This is a genomic window from Acinetobacter halobius (assembly GCF_044130335.1).
GTDB lineage: Bacteria > Pseudomonadota > Gammaproteobacteria > Pseudomonadales > Moraxellaceae > Acinetobacter.
This window is the reverse complement of the sequence record NZ_JBIQOD010000002.1, coordinates 214,470-232,248: the sequence shown is the minus strand read 5'-3', so window position 1 is coordinate 232,248 and position 17,779 is coordinate 214,470. Positions and strand designations below refer to the sequence as shown.

17 protein-coding genes are annotated in these 17,779 nt (G+C 39.2%); 12 read left to right on the top strand and 5 right to left on the bottom strand.

Going from position 1 to position 17,779, the window contains the following annotated elements; genetic code table 11:
- The first annotated feature begins 134 nt into the window (after positions 1–134).
- From ACE01U_RS03435 to ACE01U_RS03410, 6 genes are all read left to right on the top strand, one after another.
- A complete protein-coding gene (locus ACE01U_RS03435) occupies positions 135–2,546 on the top strand; it encodes an FdhF/YdeP family oxidoreductase (protein WP_395578715.1) in 2,412 nt (803 codons plus the stop codon).
- 92 nt (positions 2,547–2,638) lie between these two features.
- Complete coding sequence (gene fdhD, locus ACE01U_RS03430; protein ID WP_395578714.1) at positions 2,639–3,439, top strand: formate dehydrogenase accessory sulfurtransferase FdhD; 801 nt, start codon at positions 2,639–2,641, stop codon at positions 3,437–3,439.
- 410 nt (positions 3,440–3,849) lie between these two features.
- On the top strand, positions 3,850–4,200 hold the full coding sequence (locus tag ACE01U_RS03425) for a winged helix-turn-helix domain-containing protein (RefSeq protein WP_086209117.1): 351 nt from the start codon (positions 3,850–3,852) through the stop codon (positions 4,198–4,200).
- A gap of 289 nt (positions 4,201–4,489) precedes the next feature.
- Positions 4,490–5,233, top strand: a complete 744-nt coding sequence (gene modA / locus ACE01U_RS03420; RefSeq protein WP_395578748.1) for a molybdate ABC transporter substrate-binding protein — start codon at positions 4,490–4,492, stop codon at positions 5,231–5,233.
- On the top strand, positions 5,233–5,925 hold the full coding sequence (gene modB / locus ACE01U_RS03415; RefSeq protein WP_395578713.1) for a molybdate ABC transporter permease subunit: 693 nt from the start codon (positions 5,233–5,235) through the stop codon (positions 5,923–5,925). The genes modA and modB overlap by 1 nt, the downstream gene beginning before the upstream one ends.
- Positions 5,926–5,929: 4 nt before the next feature.
- The gene (locus ACE01U_RS03410; RefSeq protein ID WP_086209114.1) at positions 5,930–6,547 is read left to right on the top strand and encodes an ATP-binding cassette domain-containing protein; all 618 of its coding nucleotides are present in this window, start codon (positions 5,930–5,932) and stop codon (positions 6,545–6,547) included.
- Between the two features lie 47 nt (positions 6,548–6,594).
- Here the strand turns inward: ACE01U_RS03410 and ACE01U_RS03405 are convergent, their stop codons facing one another.
- The gene (locus ACE01U_RS03405) at positions 6,595–7,008 is read right to left on the bottom strand and encodes an Mpo1-like protein (RefSeq protein ID WP_395578712.1); all 414 of its coding nucleotides are present in this window, start codon (positions 7,006–7,008) and stop codon (positions 6,595–6,597) included.
- 67 nt (positions 7,009–7,075) lie between these two features.
- Between ACE01U_RS03405 and ACE01U_RS03400 the strand changes: the two genes are divergently transcribed.
- Entirely contained in the window at positions 7,076–7,927 is an 852-nt protein-coding gene (locus tag ACE01U_RS03400; protein ID WP_151707178.1) for a helix-turn-helix transcriptional regulator, read from the top strand.
- 155 nt (positions 7,928–8,082) lie between these two features.
- Positions 8,083–8,859, top strand: a complete 777-nt coding sequence (locus ACE01U_RS03395) for a class II aldolase/adducin family protein (RefSeq protein WP_395578711.1) — start codon at positions 8,083–8,085, stop codon at positions 8,857–8,859.
- A 636-nt stretch (positions 8,860–9,495) separates the two neighbouring features.
- On the opposite strand, the gene ACE01U_RS03390 is transcribed toward ACE01U_RS03395, so the two are convergent.
- The 4 genes from ACE01U_RS03390 to ACE01U_RS03375 all read right to left on the bottom strand — a co-directional run bounded on the left by ACE01U_RS03390 (position 9,496) and on the right by ACE01U_RS03375 (position 13,547).
- On the bottom strand, positions 9,496–10,554 hold the full coding sequence (locus tag ACE01U_RS03390; RefSeq protein WP_395578710.1) for a hypothetical protein: 1,059 nt from the start codon (positions 10,552–10,554) through the stop codon (positions 9,496–9,498).
- Between the two features lie 15 nt (positions 10,555–10,569).
- Positions 10,570–11,736 carry a YagK/YfjJ domain-containing protein gene (locus ACE01U_RS03385; protein WP_395578709.1) on the bottom strand — a complete coding sequence of 389 codons (1,167 nt, stop codon included), beginning with the start codon at positions 11,734–11,736 and terminating at the stop codon, positions 10,570–10,572.
- A 417-nt stretch (positions 11,737–12,153) separates the two neighbouring features.
- Positions 12,154–12,387: a helix-turn-helix transcriptional regulator gene (locus tag ACE01U_RS03380; RefSeq protein ID WP_395578708.1), complete on the bottom strand. Its 234-nt coding sequence runs from the start codon at positions 12,385–12,387 to the stop codon at positions 12,154–12,156.
- 107 nt (positions 12,388–12,494) lie between these two features.
- Positions 12,495–13,547 (bottom strand): hypothetical protein, encoded by a 1,053-nt coding sequence (locus tag ACE01U_RS03375; RefSeq protein ID WP_395578707.1) that lies wholly within the window; start codon positions 13,545–13,547, stop codon positions 12,495–12,497.
- Positions 13,548–14,501: 954 nt separating this feature from the next.
- Between ACE01U_RS03375 and ACE01U_RS03370 the strand changes: the two genes are divergently transcribed.
- From ACE01U_RS03370 to ACE01U_RS03355, 4 genes are all read left to right on the top strand, one after another.
- On the top strand, positions 14,502–15,641 hold the full coding sequence (locus ACE01U_RS03370; RefSeq protein WP_395578706.1) for a hypothetical protein: 1,140 nt from the start codon (positions 14,502–14,504) through the stop codon (positions 15,639–15,641).
- Between the two features lie 151 nt (positions 15,642–15,792).
- Complete coding sequence (locus tag ACE01U_RS03365; protein ID WP_395578705.1) at positions 15,793–16,164, top strand: hypothetical protein; 372 nt, start codon at positions 15,793–15,795, stop codon at positions 16,162–16,164.
- Positions 16,165–16,281: 117 nt separating this feature from the next.
- On the top strand, positions 16,282–16,638 hold the full coding sequence (locus ACE01U_RS03360; RefSeq protein ID WP_395578704.1) for a hypothetical protein: 357 nt from the start codon (positions 16,282–16,284) through the stop codon (positions 16,636–16,638).
- Positions 16,639–16,708: 70 nt separating this feature from the next.
- Positions 16,709–17,746: a DUF932 domain-containing protein gene (locus ACE01U_RS03355; protein WP_395578703.1), complete on the top strand. Its 1,038-nt coding sequence runs from the start codon at positions 16,709–16,711 to the stop codon at positions 17,744–17,746.
- The last annotated feature ends 33 nt before the right edge of the window (positions 17,747–17,779 follow it).

The following is a 17,779-nucleotide window of genomic DNA, read 5'->3' as shown; positions in this document are numbered from 1 at the left end:
GGGTTGTGCCACACAAGTCAAAGAGTTTTTAAAAGTGCAGGAAAACGGCATCAATAGATAACACGTCCAAGCAATTCGCAAATGATATGAGCAAGTCATTTTTATAGTTTAGAAAATGGATAGAGGACGGTCAGATGGAAAATGTTGAAAACAAAAAGCATGACGATGAGCAGACGAATTATGCACGAATAGAGCCGTATAACAATCCTGCGGGTGGCTGGGGAGCGCTATTAAGTGTAGCCCGAAATTTAAAACGACAAGAGGTCTTCAAAAAAGGCGCCATTACACTTCTCAATATTAACCAACCGACAGGCTTTGACTGTCCCGGCTGTGCGTGGCCTGAAAAGAAAGATGCACATGCCTTTAACTTTTGTGAAAATGGGGCGAAGGCGGTTGCTTTTGAAGCCACATCCAAGCGTGTTACGCCTGATTTTTTTGCCACGCATACGGTCAGTTGGCTTTCAGAACAAAGTGATTTTTTCCTTGAAGATTCAGGTCGTCTAACTGACCCAATGTGTTATGACCCTGTTTCTGACAAATATAGTCCAATTTCTTGGGATGAAGCTTTTGCCCTGATTGCAAAACATCTACATGCTTTAGACAACCCAGATCAAGCAGCGTTTTATACTTCGGGTCGTGCCAGTAATGAAGCCGCGTTCCTGTATCAGCTCTTTGTTCGTGCTTATGGAACCAATAATTTCCCCGACTGTTCGAACATGTGCCATGAAACCACCAGTGTTGGCTTATTGCACTCGATCGGACTCGGTAAGGGCACTGTCACATTGGAAGACTTTGATATCGCCGATGCGATTTTTAGCTTTGGACATAATCCAGGCACCAACCATCCGCGTATGCTCGGGACTTTACGTGAAGTGTCGCGACGTGGTGGCAATATTGTGGCCATTAACCCCTTAAAAGAACGCGGTTTAGAACGCTTCCAAGACCCTCAAGCGCCTGTTGAGATGATGACCAATGGCAGTACACCCATTAGTCGTTATTATTTCCAACCTAAAGTGGGCGGTGATTATGCGCTCATGTTCGGGATGTTGAAACATTTACGTGAGTGGGACATTCAAGCACTGGCAGCTGGGAACAAGAGCGTTTTTGATCGTTCTTTTATCGAAATGAATACGGTCGGTTTTGATGCCATGATGGCAGAAGTAGATCGAACGCCATGGGCTGATATTCATACACACACAGGGCTTAGCCCTGAGCACTTAGAATCTTTATCTAAAATGTATTTGGATGCCAAAACGGCTATTTTCTGTTGGGGCATGGGGATTACCCAGCATCGACATGGAACGGCCAATGTTCACATGCTTGCAAACCTAATGTTAGCAAGAGGGCATATTGGTCGACCTGGCGCAGGTTTGGCACCGATTCGTGGACACAGTAATGTGCAAGGTGACCGAACTATGGGGATTAATGAATTACCCAGCACAAAATTACTCGACAATATTGATCGTGTTTTTGGGATTAAATCGCCTCGTCATCATGGTTTTGGTGTGGTGGATACGATTAAGGCCATGTATGAAGGGGCGGTCAAAGTCTTTATTGGTTTAGGGGGGAATTTTGCTGTTGCAACACCAGATACACCCTATACCGAAGCAGGTTTGCGCCGTTGTAATTTAACGGTACAGATTGCTACCAAGCTCAATCGTAGCCATTTGGTCTGTGGTAAAGAGGCATTACTTCTACCTTGTCTGGGGCGTACCGAAATTGATATGCAACTGCATGGCGCGCAGGCAGTGAGTGTTGAAGATTCCATGAGTAATGTGCATCTGTCCGCAGGGCGTAATGAACCGGCGTCCGAGAATCTTCTTTCAGAGCCTGACATTGTGGCGCGTATGGCGGCAGCCGTCTTGCCTGACAGTGATATCAAGTGGCAATGGTATGTAGAAAGTTATGACCGTATTCGAGATTCGATTGAAGACGTGTTTGATGAATTCCACGATTTTAATGCTCGGGTCTATCAGCCAGGTGGTTTTCACTTAGAGCATCCTGCCAATCAGCATGTGTGGAATACACCAGCAGGCAAAGCACAGTTTTTAATTACGCCACTGGCTGAAGTGTATGCCGATAAAGAGAATAAATACGCTGAACAATATACAGAAGTTAAAGTCTATACCTTAATGACCACGCGTTCTCATGACCAATATAACACCACCTTGTATGGATTAGATGATCGTTATCGTGGGGTGTTTGGTCAGCGCCGTGTCTTGTTTATGAATGCTGATGATATTGCAGAAGCAGGGTTTGTTGCAGATCAATGGGTGGATATCGAAAGTATCTATTCGGATGGTGTTAAACGTGTGGTACAGAGCTTTCGCATTGTGCCATATAACATTCCTCGGGGTAGTTTGGCTGCCTATTATCCTGAAACCAACCCATTGGTTGCGCTCAGTAGTCATGATAAATACGCCAAGATTCCTGCCTCGAAAAGCGTGCCTGTGATTTTGCATGCAGGTAATGCGCCAGAACATTTCAATTTGAATACAGAAGTTGATCCTGACGATGCCGATGAGATCGTGAATCGGGCAGGTTAGATCTTATGATTAATGAAATGACACAGATTTTGTCTCGTGTCATTTCAATCATTTAAATGAAGTGCTTTGCAATATGGAAGATAAAAAACAGCATGGATATTGAGGCAAAAATGTTGAATTCCCAAGGGTATGAAGCCGTTGAGATCCAGCGTTTAAATGAAAATAAAGCAGTTGAACAATCGGATTTTGTGGTGCAAGAATATCCTATTGCATTGGTTTATAACGGTATTTCTCATGCAGTGATGATGGCAACACCAGCAGATATTGACGTGTTTGCAAAAGGATTTAGTTTGTCTGAAGGCATTCTGCACAGTTTAAAAGAATTATATGCATTGGATATTCAAGACACTGAGTTCGGTATTCAAGTCGAGATGAATATTTCTACCCGAGCTTTTATGGCGCTGAAACAACATCGACGCATGATGGTGGGGCGAACAGGCTGTGGACTCTGCGGTATTGAAAGTTTGCAACAGCTACATTTGAATCTGCCAAAAATTACCACTGTCGTTTCAGATGTATGGCTGACGCAAATCCCTTATGCAATTTCACAACTGAATATTCGCCAAAAAATTACCCAAATGACGGGTGGGGCACATGCGGCGGCATGGGTTGAGGCGGGGGAAATTGTGGCGCTATTTGAGGATGTCGGACGGCACAATGCTTTAGATAAGTTACTGGGATATATGGCGCAAAATCATCATGACGTGCGTCAGGGTTTTGTGGTCATGACCAGTCGGGCAAGTTATGAACTCATTCGTAAATGTGCTCAACTTAATATTGGTTTATTGGCGTGTATTTCAGCACCGACCTCAATGGCCATAGAAATGGCTAAAAGATCTGGGTTGCAGTTGGCAAGTTTTTGTCGTGGGGATGGTTTTGTTTTATATACTTAAGCTGAATCTGAGAGAAAATACCTTACAGAGGCTATGCGGAGGCATTCGCTACATTGTTTGATGTGGAATCATGTTGTATATGTTTTTTTAAATAATATTAAAGGCTTATTGGTATTTGTCGAGTTGGTGGTTGCTCAGTATTTTTGCGCTTGGATGATCCCTAACTTATCCCGAAAGCCTCGTGTGCTAAAAATCACACAGGTCGAATTGAAATGTGATTTAAATCTATTTCAAACCCAGTACAAGATGACGTAAGTTAGCCTTATATCAAGATTTATTTCGAACAGACCTTAACTTTATGTTGTAAAGTTAACTTTTATAGAAAACAAAATGGTTTGTCTTTAAGTTAGATTTATTCTTTAAATCATAGCTATTTGTTTCAATGACTTATTTTTATTTGAGTGACAGTGATGCATGATGCCAAATTAAAATTACAGCTTAGAATTTTATGGGATGAAGAAATTGCCATAGGCCCAGGCAAGGCTCAACTTTTAGAAGCAATTCAACGTACAGGTTCAATTTCACAAGCCGCAAAAAGTATGAATATGAGCTATCGCCGTGCATGGCAGTTGGTTGAAACCATGAATCATAGTTTTCAACAAGCCTTAGTGGAAACTCAAAAAGGAGGAACACATGGTGGTGGAGCTCATGTTACCAATTTTGGTGAAGCTATTTTAAGCCAATACAGACAGATGGAACAAAACGCACGTCATGTCATTGAGTATGACTTTCAAGCGATTGCCCAATTTCTTAAACAATAGTGGATAACATCCAACAATAATCTTTAGACAGCTGAATGCTTTTAACATGCAGCCGTCTAAAGATTATGAAGGTCAGATTGAATACAAGACCCTTTGTCTGATCTATCCGCTTATAAGCGTAATACTTATCACGTGATTAGAACCCTAACCATCTCGTTTGAATGATAAATAATCGTTGTCTGGAATTGACGTTGCATATATATCCATATATTTTTAAAAACATATCGGTCATTTTGTAATGTAAAAGGGGAAGATGGTGCTGCTAAACTTTAAGAAGAAAAGTATTCAAATGCTATTATGTTGTGGGCTTATTGTTGGTGTGCAAGCACACGCAGAGCAAGCCATTACTGTTTATGCTGCAGCCAGCTTAACCAATGCAATGACAGATTTAGATGCATTATTTGAAAAACAGAAGAACATCCAAGTCAAAACTTCTTATGCAGGATCGTCGACTTTAGCAAAACAAATTGAGGCGGGTGCACCAGCAGATGTATTTGTTTCTGCTGATGAACAATGGATGAATTATTTACAAAATAAAAAGCTCATTGAGCCAAATAAACGAGTGAATTTACTGGGTAATCGACTGGTTTTGATTTCACCTAAATCGAAACCTGTAAAAATTAAAATGGATAAAAGTTTTGATCCATCTACCGCATTTCAAGGCAAACTCTGTACAGGCGATACCAAAAGCGTCCCTGTGGGAAAATATGGCAAACAAGCACTGACATCGCTGGGCTGGTGGTCGAAACTGGAACCTCGTTTGGTTGAAACTGAAGATGTCAGAGCCGCACTTAACTTTGTGGCACGGGGTGAATGTCAGCTTGGGATTGTTTATGCGACAGATGCCGCGATCAGTAAAGATGTGATGGTCGTTGGCGTATTTCCGATCAATACCCATACTCCAATTATCTATCCTTTAGGCTTAGTCAAAAACAATCCAAACGCTGTAGCTTTTTATCAATTCTTACAAACGAAGCAGGCAAATGTAGTGTTTAAAAAGTATGGCTTTACTGTTTTATCGCCAGCGAAGTGATGATGCTTGCCTTATCCACTGAAGAAATTGAAGTACTCAAACTTTCCTGTCAGGTTGCTGCCACCTGTCTGGCCTTTAGCCTGATCCCTGCATTAGCGGTGGGTTGGGTGTTGGCACGTAAAGACTTTTTTGGTAAATCTTTATTTGAAACCTTGATTTTTTTGCCACTGGTTTTACCACCTGTTGTTCCAGGCTATTTACTTCTACAAGTCTTTGGAAGTAATGGTATTTTGGGGAGGTATCTGGAACCGTTTGGATTGAATTTTGCATTTAACTGGAAAGGCGCAGTTTTGGCTTCAGCCGTGATGGGCTTTCCACTCTTGGTTCAGTCGATTCGTTTGGCCATTGAACTGGTGGATCAACGTTTGGAAATGGCGGCCAAAACGTTAGGCGCTTCATCCTTCGGCACATTCTTTTATGTTACGTTGCCTCTGGCCAGTAGTGGGATATTGGTGGGGGCTATTTTGTGTTTTTGTCGCAGTCTGGGCGAGTTTGGTGCAACCATTACCTTTGTGGGCAATATTGCTGGAGAAACGCGAACTTTACCTTTAGCCATGTATAGTTTAATGCAACAACCTGATACCGAACCTGCGGTGTGGCGGCTGATTATATTGTCATTAACTGTGGCTTTTCTTGCTTTGTGGTTTGCCCAATGGTTTCATCGTTATCAGAAAAATAAGCGAGGGCATTAAGGCCATGATTGATTGTCATATTCGGCTCAATTTAGGCAAATTTGAACTCGAGCAAAGCTTTAAGTCCGAACAGAATGTAGTGGGTTTATTTGGAGCTTCGGGTTCAGGCAAAACCAGTATTTTGCATGCAATTGCAGGTTTAAATACACCAGTAAGTGGTTGGATTAAAATCAAAAATCAGACGTGGTTTGATGCAGAACGTAAGATCAACTTGAAGCCACAGCAACGCCGTGTCGGTTTGGTGTTTCAGGATGCGCAATTATTTCCGCATATGAACGTCATGCAGAATTTATTGTTTGGTTATAAACGTATACAGCCTGACAGTCGACGCTTTGACCCAGATTATATTGTTGAATTACTTAAACTCAATCATTTGCTGAGTCGTATGCCAACCAAGTTATCGGGGGGCGAAAAGCAACGGGTAGCCTTAGGTCGAGCACTATTATATTCACCTAATTTATTGTTATTAGATGAGCCTTTATCTGCACTGGATGCAGCCCATAAACAAGAAATTATTCCCTTTTTTCAGAAAGCTCAGCAGGAAACAGCAATTCCAATGCTCTATGTTAGCCATGACATGGACGAAATTAAACAACTTACCCAACAAGTTTGGCTGTTGTAGGATTGATGCAACGGCCTGATTAAGATAGGGGACCGTTGCGATTTGACTTACCAATCTACGCGTTTGAGTAATATGTCTTTATACATTTTAAAGTCACAGACTAAGCTAAAGAATGGCTGTTTAAACGTGGCTGGTTTATTATGTTCAAAAAAGAAATGGCCGATCCACGCAAAACCATAGCCGACAACAGGCAGAGCCCACAGGACTTTTGGATTTTTAGTCATCGCTGCGATGGCAGTAACTCCAATCACGCACGTTGTTCCAACAAAGTGTAAACGTCGGCAAGTGGAATCTGCATGCTGTGAAAGGTAGAAAGGATAGAATTCTCTGAGGGTTTTATAACGCCCATCACTTCCAATCATTTGTACAGTAGGGCTCTGAACCCGAGTTGCAGAAAGCTCGGCGCTGTTCACGAGATCTTGTGTATTATTTTTAACTTGGGTTTGGGTATTCTGTAACATTTGCTCTTCCTTTAGTATTTACAAGATGTATTTTTAAATAGCATAGTGCGCATGGTCTTGAACGAATATGCTATTTCCAAGGAAGGAGTCGAGTGTAGTGTCGCAAAACCAAAGCCAAGTTTATGCTTGGGACGGGTGTATTTTGTATGTGACCCGCGAACACTTAAATAATGCCCATGCCCATTTTCCTGCGTTATTGCAAATTGGTCTAGGCACACCGTTTGCGATTACTTTGGGTCAACACGTTAGAAGTTATCACGATATTGTCGTTATGGCGCCGAATGTAAATCACAGCACCGACTCAGAAAACCAGCCTTATCTTGCTCTTCTGATTGACCCAGATCATGCGTTGTATCGTTACTTACATCCCTTGTTAAATGGGGAATCTTTTCGCTCTTTGCCTGCATCAAGTCTTGCGTCTTTCCATCCTCAGTTTCAGCAACTCATCGCAGGTCAGTTCAGTTTCGATCAGGCCAAACAGTTGGTTTTGGATATATTGTCTTGCTTAAATCCAAACACGTTACCGAGTTTGCCTTGGGATATTCGAGTGTTACAGAGCTGCCGCTATATTCAACAATGTGTTCCACAGCAGCACCCCACAGTGGCTGAAGTCGCTGCTCATGTAGGGTTATCTGAATCGAGGTTGATGCATTTATTTAGCCAGCAGTTGGGAATTTCGATGCGACGCTACATTCTATGGCTACGTATTCGCTATGCCATAAAGCTTTGGGCGGCAGGAAAGAGCTTAATTGAGATTGCATTGGGAGCGGGTTTTTCCGATCAGGCGCATTATACGCGAACCCTGCGTAGCATGGTCGATTTTGCCCCGTCTATGCTAAAAGCAAAGACCATTCTTGTGAGTGATGCAATTTCAAATGAGGGAAAAACAAACTTGAGCAAGCATTTTATCACCCCTTGAAATAGCAGAATCATTCAAGACTTATAAGTGTGTATTAGAAACAATGCTTTTGTTTGGCGTTGATGGTCTGGAGGGATTAACAGTTTGGCACGGCTAAACTTTTCTTTGAGAGCGTCATACCAACATCATGGATAGATCAACATAGAGATATAAAAATGACAAATTTAAATGCGATAAAAAGTATAAAAGATGTTGTATCTGAAAAAGAGTGGGATGCGCGTTGTCAGCTTGCAGCGCTGTACCGCTTAATTGCACATTTTCGTATGACCGATTTAATTGATACTCATATTAGTTTACGCGTACCCGATGCACACGGACATTTTCTGATTAATCAATATGGTATTCCTTTTGAGAAAATGACAGCTTCACATTTGGTGAAAATTGATTATGCAGGCCATACTGTTGCTGATTATGATCAGGGAAAATTAGTCAATACGGCAGGCTTTGTAATTCACTCTGCTATTCATGATGCGCGACAAGATGTGCACTGTGTGATTCATACTCATACTGCAGATGGTATAGCTGTGTCTGCACAAAAGCAGGGTTTATTGCCTCTATCACAGCATGCGTTAAAGTTTTATAAAAAAGTAAGCTATCACGAATATGAAGGTGTGGCGTTATTAACCGAAGAGCGTGAACGTCTGGTTAAAGACTTAGGGCAAAATCGAGTCATGATTTTAAGAAATCATGGTTTGTTATCGACTGGTGATTCGGTTCAACGTGCTTTCCATGAAATTTACTTTCTTGAACGTGCTTGCCAAGCTCAGATTAAGGCGATGGTGGGTGGTGTGGAACTGCATCTTCCTTCTGAAACCGTGTGTCAGCACACGGCCCAACAGTTTGAAAGTGAAATGATTGAAATGGTGATGCTGAAAGCATGGAATGCAGCTCTGTCGCTGATTGAACATCAGCGAGATGAGTATTGCGTATAAGTCGGTTTTGACTCTAATGCATGATTTGATTTGATTTGATTTATTTGTACTTTGGATGTGATGAGATAATTATCATAAATTCATTGCTTTAGGATGTTTTTGTTCAATTGATCAGCTATTTTTAGCGATGGGTGATATACGGCTTAAAGCTGTTTTTATTCTAACAGTCTGTATTTGAAAATAGTTGTTCTTATACTTCATTGAGTTATTGTCTTATTCGCTATTTCTTGTCATAAAAAGATATTTTGTATTTTAGTTTAAATTGGGTTTTCTTATTCATATTCCTCAATAGCTACAGGATTTCAATAGATCTTGGTAGATATGATTAGACATAAAAAAGGCTTAAACCTTTACAGTTTAAGCCTTTTAGGATCCCGATGGATACTACGGGAAGTTAATTTGGCGAAAGAGGGAGTCATATTTTATTATTAAGATATTGATATATAATTAATAATAAAAAATAATTTGGTTTTAATCCCCCAATCGTCCCCCAGTAATGTAATTTTATAAATTCAAAGTACAGAATATTGAGTAAAAAAGTTGAAATTTAAAATAACACAATATGAATTTTTTTCACAAAATAGATAACTAAAAAACAGCATGATCAAAGTCATGCTGTTTAGTTAAAAGTTTTAACTACCGGTTATATTGAGTTTGACCTCGCTCAATATTCAAACTACATGAATCATCACCAATTCTAAACAAGTAATTTGGAATCACGAGTTGAGCTTTTAATGCATTTAAACGGTTGCCAACATGAATCTGTTTTAAGTCATAATAGTTCTGTTCTTGCCCCTGAAATAGAGGTGCAATTCCAGAATTGATTGTACCGATATTACCTAAAGCAATACGATCGTTGTTAAGTTCAATAAAATGTGGTTCAAGCATTTCGTACAGATGTGTATCTTTGAATTGCACAAGATCAGAATATTCTTTTTCCACAATGAAAATAAGCCGTATTGAGTATGTTTGATAGATGTCAATTTCTTCTCGTGAGAGAATGCCTAATACATTGTTTTTACTTCGATTTTTCCAAACATCTTGAATAATTTCAATACATTTTTCTTTAACAATTTCGTAAGCAGTCATACTACGAAAGTCAGGGTCACCAAAAGCAGGCTCAAGACCATTGGGGCGCTTACGTTGTACAATCAGTGAATGTAGTTCAAACTTACTGGACTCACCATAGATAAACTCAAAAAAACGATCGTAGCGATTACTGCAAGAGCGGTAACGAGTGATCCATGATTGAATTTGTGACGTGAACGCTCTGGTCTGAATATGAACTTTGAAATCAGCAAAACAAGTTTCACACGCGTGTTCTATTTGCTGATAAGCATCTAGGTTGAATTGATGTAGATTATGTTTCAGCATCAGTTGACTGAGTAGTGCTATTTCAGGGTGAATCCACGTATTCTGAAACAGACCAGTTGTATAGGGATTCTGAGTATTATCGAAAATATGATTGAAGACAGTATTTCCTAAATTCGTCTTGTACAGATTAGGAATGTTTGGATGTGGAAATGCAGTCAGATTATTAGTAAATATCCTGAATCGATTTCCTTTTTTAATTTTTTGGATAAGTTCTAAATGATTAAACAATGAGATCGGTGTATATCCTTGGTTACGATAAAGACCAGTAATACAGTTTAATTGGTTAGTTGCTTCCATTTTTTCCGTGGCATTAAACGACATAATTGATTCCTTAGATTAGTGAGATTGTGTTGAATTTAAGGTGCGTGTGCGTCCAGACGTCGCTTTTGGAGTGGGCAACTTACTCCGCTGAAATCGTTTGAAATTTTTAAGCTCAGAAAAAATGAAAAATTGATCGGCTTTGCAGATGTAATCGAATGTTTTGATCAAGAAAGATTGTTTTTCAAGATCTGAATAATGAATCATGCCGATACCACAGTATCTGTACTGATCTTTCTTCATATTGCAGATAAAACAACTTCCTTGATTTTTGGTGATTTTCTGCCAGTAATCAGAAATGTATTGGGCAATACTGATATCTTCTTGATGTTTACTACCATCAAAAAAGAAGTATGCATGAACATGGAAACCTGTGGCTTGGGAATACTCATATTGGAAGATATAGCCTTCGATAGCGTTTAATAAAGTATTGTTACGCCAATTGTTTTTAAACTTAGTCATGAAACTTTTAAGAGCACTTAAATCATGACGTGAGTAAGGGGTAGCCATTGACGATGCATGCTTCAAAATGGTTGCTATATCTCGTTTTAATGAGAAATCCACTCTGACAACTAATACTTTTGCAAACTTTGCAATCAGGTGATTCAGAAGCTCAACACAGGCCTTCTTATTATTTTTTTTGGTTGTATTGCGGTCTCTGATTTTCTTTTTGAAAGATGCACTCTGAATATGTTGAACTAGGCGTTCCATGTACATATTAAACAGATCAATGTATTTTTTCACGCTCTTCTGATTAGTAGAGTCGAGTGAAGATAGGTGTGTAAGAAACTCAAGATCCTTTTCTGGAAATTGATTGCGTACAGATATCCATGCTTTTATTTCTTCACCATAGAAATATCGATCCGTGAATTGATAATAAAATGCAGGGCGTACCATTTTCACTAAAATATCCCACCCAGTAGCGAACTCAACTCGAAAATGTTGGGGTAAATATGAATTGGCTATTTTTGCGATAGGCAATTGAGCTTTGTCACATTGAGCAATCAGATTCAAAATATTCGAACAGACTTCTATATCATAATCAGCATGATGTCGTAGAAGAGAGTGAGGGACGCTACCTTCTCCATTTACAATTGCAGAACTGGAATCAGAGTGGATTAGGGCAAGCCGTTCTTCAAATGTGATGGTACTTGCTGAGTGGTCAAGTAATCTAAGTTTTTCCATAAATTTCTCGTTGAATCTATTTCAAAGAAATTTGGGCAAAAGCTGTCTATAGACGCTAAATTAAGTAGTGTCTAGGTTGAGTGAATGGCATGTTTAGGGATTAGTCGTGAATTACACTAACTCATATATTCTGTCATCAGTGTGTATTTCACACGTGATCTGACGTGCTTAAGGCGTCAGGTCACTATTGATGGTATTTAAGTTTGATATAGACTTCTGAAGATAATGAAGTCAAATCATTAAATACTGAATTTAAGATGTAAGTGGTTAATATATATCGAATATATTTAATAAGAATATATTGTAGATATACTTAAATGATTTAATACCCATATTGCAATTCAAGGCAAATAGACTCGCTTTGCACAAATTCATCCTGTGTTTACGTGAATGTGTAAATGAATCAGATATACACAGTTAAGCCGTCTTTTGTAGGAGATTGCGGGTGTCAATTTTGGACTGAATCCAAGCTTGAACTTCACTGAGTTGCCAACGGGTTAAGTGACCAAACTTCACTGGTTTGGGGAAGTCAGGGTCAAAGCGTTTGGACTTGGGATTAAGACGATCATAGATGGTAGATCTAGATAAACCAGTCAGTTCTTCTAAATCTACACGAGAGATCATCTTAAATTGAGGGGATACGGAAACCATCATATGTCCTATTTGGTTGTGATTGGATGGTTTCTACAATAAAAAAAGAAAACTCATCAAAATACCCCATTTGCACGGACATGCAATTTTTTATGAAATTAGAAATTTCAATTTTTATGTTTAAGATAAGAATGTTCCCTATTCTTTTTTACGATTTCTTGGATTAATTGATATAAAGTTTGATCTTGAACTTTGTGTTGTTTAAGCCAAGTTTCACTATCTCCCGTATATTTTTTCCTAATCATACTTTTACTAGTCTGTTCTCCAGAGTTTTTTATTTCATCAATTTTATTTCTGTATTCACTGATACGCTTTTTTAGTTTTCGTCTTGTTTTTTTATAAAATTCATCATCATTAAAAATAAAAATAGCTTCTTCTTGTTGGTCCGGATTAGCGTGGGTGAGCAGAACTTTTTTGGCACGATTTATTCGAATACAGTCAAACAATAATATTTTAATATCTACTTTGAGTTGCTGAATTAATGCTTTTTTGACAGTAGGGATAGATTTAGTTTCTAGGTCTTGAATGATTGTAGCTTTGTTGATTGATGAAATTTTTGAAACCTCTTCTTTGTCAAAAAGAATTTTTTCAGCGTATTGGATAAAGCCTTGTCTGATAGTTGCCATAGTTGTCCGTTGTTGGTACCCATTCTGATTTTTTGAAATGGACTCAAGAATTTCTATGGGTACAGCATTTAAATTTAGACAGTCATTATGCATGGCATAGGTATGGAAAGCCTTTTTACGTAATTTTTCTACCTGTTTTAGGCTGATGATTTCATCAGATTGAATGTAAGCAAAAAACTGTTTTATCTCTGTCAGAATATCATCGTAAAAGCGAGGCAAACGATCAATCGAAGGAATTTCGACAGTATCATTTTCATCTTCAGCAAGATGGATTTTTTGTACTGCAGTAGTACGATAATTTTTTTGTTGCTCAGTTTCTTTGAAACGTCCTTGGGTATGTAAATCGTAAATATATTTTTTATCTAATTCAGTAATTCCATAACGATACTCCTGTAAATCAACACCACAAAATTTTAAATGCTCATGTAAGGATGTTTGGTTGCCTACACCTGAATATTTAATATTTTTTAAAACAAAATCCTCAAGTACGTGCATGAGGCTAATTTGATTATCAATTTTCAACTGGTCAGACATTTTACATCTCTCGAATATGAGTTCAATATCACTAATCTCTAGGATAAATATAGGTTTAATTTTAATACAATCATTTTTATAATTTTGACTAAATGAGTTTAAATTCTTGAGGAGAAATAGCTTTGAAAATTAGCTTGATATAAAAGATATTTTTATAAAAAAGTCTTGTAAAAACCTTAGGTCATAAATAATGTACCAATATAGACATCAAAATGAGCAATATGAATCATTTCTTTGAGCTGAGGCACCCTCTTTAGGGATCTTGTTTTTTACAAGAATTGCTGTTCAAAGTTTATTAACTAAAGGTTACTCTGTATAAAAATAAAAGACATACAGTTCTCATTCATTTTCATCGTTGAGCAGCTTCATTTTTTATAGAACGTTGACACTTTAAATCCTGCCAATTATCCTTATCTTGCTGACCAACATCGTCAGTCGGTTTTAGCAGACCGTTTTACCCAAAGCACACGAAAAAGTCTCTTTCTTTTTTGTGGGCATCCCTACGTGCCCCCCTCTGCGGCGGAACGGGAGGGGGACATCTTCGGATGTGCTGATCTTTTTGGGTATCAGTCTGCTAACCCCTTTTCGTTTCGCCACCATTATTTAGCAGTAATGTGGTGAAACTTCTTTATACCCAAAGGAGTCCGCCATGCGTACTACATTCTTAAATGCTCACTCTCTTTTTTACCCCAGTATTTTCTATGGCGTTGTCGTCGCCAGATAAATTGATATTTTAAAAATTTAGCAATTGGGGAACGCTCAATGAAGGTACTTCATCCTTTGTTGGCCTGTACATCTGAATCATTTTATCGCTGATCTACAGATAGATTCCTTTCTGCGGAACAGTCACATCAGAAGAAAAGGCAGAACTCCAAGAAGAACATCAAACCACCATAAGTCCAGCTTGGCGATTGTTGAGAGGTGCTTATGGAGAATGAAAGAGAATGATGCACGATGACAACTAAATTAAAGTGTCTGTCTTTATGTATTTTATTGATGGGACTGAGTGCCTGTTCCAGTAAAGATCAGCCTGAAAGCGATCTCGCTGTAGAAGCTCAAACAACAGAAAGCAGTGAAGCTTTGCAGAATATCACTGAAACACCAACCGTGATTGTGCCGAAAGCACAAATCAGTCCTGATCAAAGTCTGCAAGAATTAGAACTTTCGGATATTCCTGCACATCAAAAAATTCGATACCCAACCAACTGGGAAATAGAACGGATTGGAGAATCTTCACTCTATGAAAATTATGATCTGATTCACCCTCAACTCAATCTAGGTTCAAATCAAATTTTTGTGATTGGTAATCAAAATCATGATCCTGAAGATAATTATCTTTTTATTGATTTGACCAATGATGAATATTTCAAATATAGCAATAATTTGGCGATCAATCATATCCGCTATATGAAAGCCCCTCACATTGAGCCGAAGCAAGAATTTGAAAAAACACAGGACTATGAAGCACGAGTGCAACGAGAAAGGCAAAATGCAGAAAGCAAAGTTACGGACTATGATCTGAAATTACTGGAACAAGCTTTAAACCGAAGTGTTCGAGATATTTATCTTAACGATCCATATGGCTCCTATGAATACGATGCAGATCATGAACAGATGATGGTTCGCTATGGACAAGATATTAGGTCTAGAGTTTTTCTGGAATCGGAAGTCATTTTTAAAGTTCAACCTGAATTAGCCAAACAAATCGCTGAATATTTTGGGCAACTCAAATTAGGGTATGTATTGGATTTCAAAAATAATCAGCTGAGTCTAAATGGCATCTTTTTCTATTTTAACAAACCGGGCAATCTAGATCGGCATCGCAACAATGTTGTAGAGGTGATGTATGTTTCGCCTGTATTCAAACCACTGAGCTTCAAGCAAAGATCAGCAGTTGAACTGGAATGGTACTTTGTTGATAACGCAATAGAACAACTGAAAACCATGCCATTTCAAGATGTCTCACATGCACCAGTATGGAATTTCAAATTTGGTCTTGAGAACTATCTTTCCCCAGAAACCCTCTTGCAGAAATATCCGAAGAAAGTCGTCCCTGTAGAACCTGAAAAATTCGATTATCTGGGAGATGGATGACAGTGATCAAATCTGCTGTTGAGTACTTTTTAAAAACTAAGAAAATTCAAATATATATTACCACGATGTAAGGGTTTTACCTTCTCGATATCAATTGAGGGAAAGCATCCATATCTCTACATCTGAATACAATATTTAGGAGCAATCCAAAATGAACAACTTGATGAAAACTTTGGGCTTCACCACACTACTTTCGTTATCTGCATTGACTTTACATGGATGCAGTTCAGGATTGGAACCAGATACCTTTTCGGTCGAATTGAATGAAATGGTTTATGGGACATGGAACCGTCCTGCAGTGATAACGATCCGTTCAAATACAGCAGAACCGATAGAAGTGACCAATGTCACGGTGAACAATGGACAATGTACCTATATGGGATCTGATAAAAGATTTAATTTACCACTACATTTTCAGATGGGGCAAATCGCTCGATTGCGACTGGATAAATGTAGTTTCTCTAACGTCGTACAAGTGGATATAGAAACCACCCAAGGTAGTGTAAGTTATCAGTTCAATTAATGCTGAAGCTTGAACTGTATCTCAGTTTCTAAGTACTGAATCAAAGATAAGCTCATCAAAAACCATGCCTCAACGGGCATGGTTTTTTTATGCCTGAAATTTTATGGAGTTATCGATATGCCTCGAATTTATTGTCCGATGTGTGGCAGTGATGAAATTGAAATCGCTGCACCACACATATCCAATCCCAATCCTTCATTAGGTCAAACCTTGCTTAAACCACCGATGCAGAGCCTGATGCAATATATCGTCAATTATGCTGCGATGGGTATTTCAGGTGCACGCCTGATCAAAGGGCAACGTCCGATGGTCTATGTGGTCGGTGCCGTGATTGGTGGTGCAGTCGGATGTGCAGCGTGTTTTCTCAATTATGTCCAAGAACAGCAACCCAATCTCATGCTGAAAGAAACCGCACAAGCACAAATTCTGTATGAATGTCTGGAATGTGGTCATCACTTTGCAGATCGAGCGTAGCTCCACAGAGCACCCCGCAAAATTTAAGATTTACAAAAACCAAAATTTACTTTGAATAGGAAAAAGAACTATGGCACATCAAATTGAACAAATGGCCTATGTTGGCGCCACCCCTTGGCATGGTTTAGGTAATCAACTCACGCAAAACCAACCGATTGAAATCTGGGCACAGCAAGCAGGGATGGACTGGCGCATTGAATCCTCTGATGTCAGCTATATGGCTAAAAATGATCGAGGACAAAGCATCATTATGCCTTATGAAGAACAACGCGTTTTATACCGCTCTGATACTCATGTACCATTATCGGTAGTGAGTCAGCGTTATCAGGAAGTTCAACCCAAACAGATCTTGGAGTTTTACCGAGATCTGACGGAGCAATCAGGCTTTGAACTGGAAACCGCAGGTGTACTCAAAGGCGGGAAGAAATTCTGGGCTTTAGCTCGAACTGGACAGACTTCTGCTTTAAAAGGCAAAGATGTCAGCAATGGCTATATTCTCTTAGCGACTGCATGTGATGGCACCTTAGCGACCACGGCGCAATTTACTTCTATTCGTGTGGTATGTAACAACACTTTAGCGATTGCATTAAAAGGTCAGAACAGCAGTACAGGTGTAGTGAAAGTGCCACACAGCACCAAATTCGATGCCCAGAAGATCAAACAGCAGCTGGGAATTTCAGTCCGTGCATGGGATGAGCACATGTATGAAATGAAACAGCTCAGTCAACGTAAAGTGACACAGACTGAAGCGGCAGCATATTTCGATGCAGTGTTTAACAATACTAGCCTGAGTCCAATTGAACAGGACGAAGGCATTATTCAGTTCTATCGTAATGTAGCCACCCAAGCCACGAAAGCTGAAAACAAAACTGAACCGAATGGACGTGCCATGTCTAGAGTCATGACCATGTTTAATGGACACGGTCGTGGGGCAGAACTGAGCTCAGCTAAAGACACGGCCTATGGTTTGCTGTGCTCAATTACAGAATTTGCTGATCATGAACGTCGTGCCATGAGTCAAGATCACAGACTTGATTCAGCATGGTTTGGTGCAGGAGCAGGCCTTAAGCAACGTGGACTCGAACAAGCTTTACGTATGTTGGCTTAGTTCCAAACAATCCATTGATTAGCCTAAGCTGAC

What these genes read in the sequence shown, in the direction of transcription:
- ACE01U_RS03435 (WP_395578715.1), top strand. Translation starts at nt 135, where the DNA reads ATGGAAAATGTTGAAAACAAAAAGCATGACGATGAGCAGACGAATTAT.
- fdhD (WP_395578714.1), top strand. Translation starts at nt 2,639, where the DNA reads ATGGATATTGAGGCAAAAATGTTGAATTCCCAAGGGTATGAAGCCGTT.
- ACE01U_RS03425 (WP_086209117.1), top strand. Translation starts at nt 3,850, where the DNA reads ATGCATGATGCCAAATTAAAATTACAGCTTAGAATTTTATGGGATGAA.
- modA (WP_395578748.1), top strand. Translation starts at nt 4,490, where the DNA reads ATGCTATTATGTTGTGGGCTTATTGTTGGTGTGCAAGCACACGCAGAG.
- modB (WP_395578713.1), top strand. Translation starts at nt 5,233, where the DNA reads ATGATGCTTGCCTTATCCACTGAAGAAATTGAAGTACTCAAACTTTCC.
- ACE01U_RS03410 (WP_086209114.1), top strand. Translation starts at nt 5,930, where the DNA reads ATGATTGATTGTCATATTCGGCTCAATTTAGGCAAATTTGAACTCGAG.
- ACE01U_RS03405 (WP_395578712.1), bottom strand. Translation starts at nt 7,008, where the DNA reads ATGTTACAGAATACCCAAACCCAAGTTAAAAATAATACACAAGATCTC.
- ACE01U_RS03400 (WP_151707178.1), top strand. Translation starts at nt 7,076, where the DNA reads ATGCTATTTCCAAGGAAGGAGTCGAGTGTAGTGTCGCAAAACCAAAGC.
- ACE01U_RS03395 (WP_395578711.1), top strand. Translation starts at nt 8,083, where the DNA reads ATGACAAATTTAAATGCGATAAAAAGTATAAAAGATGTTGTATCTGAA.
- ACE01U_RS03390 (WP_395578710.1), bottom strand. Translation starts at nt 10,554, where the DNA reads ATGTCGTTTAATGCCACGGAAAAAATGGAAGCAACTAACCAATTAAAC.
- ACE01U_RS03385 (WP_395578709.1), bottom strand. Translation starts at nt 11,736, where the DNA reads ATGGAAAAACTTAGATTACTTGACCACTCAGCAAGTACCATCACATTT.
- ACE01U_RS03380 (WP_395578708.1), bottom strand. Translation starts at nt 12,387, where the DNA reads ATGGTTTCCGTATCCCCTCAATTTAAGATGATCTCTCGTGTAGATTTA.
- ACE01U_RS03375 (WP_395578707.1), bottom strand. Translation starts at nt 13,547, where the DNA reads ATGTCTGACCAGTTGAAAATTGATAATCAAATTAGCCTCATGCACGTA.
- ACE01U_RS03370 (WP_395578706.1), top strand. Translation starts at nt 14,502, where the DNA reads ATGACAACTAAATTAAAGTGTCTGTCTTTATGTATTTTATTGATGGGA.
- ACE01U_RS03365 (WP_395578705.1), top strand. Translation starts at nt 15,793, where the DNA reads ATGAACAACTTGATGAAAACTTTGGGCTTCACCACACTACTTTCGTTA.
- ACE01U_RS03360 (WP_395578704.1), top strand. Translation starts at nt 16,282, where the DNA reads ATGCCTCGAATTTATTGTCCGATGTGTGGCAGTGATGAAATTGAAATC.
- ACE01U_RS03355 (WP_395578703.1), top strand. Translation starts at nt 16,709, where the DNA reads ATGGCACATCAAATTGAACAAATGGCCTATGTTGGCGCCACCCCTTGG.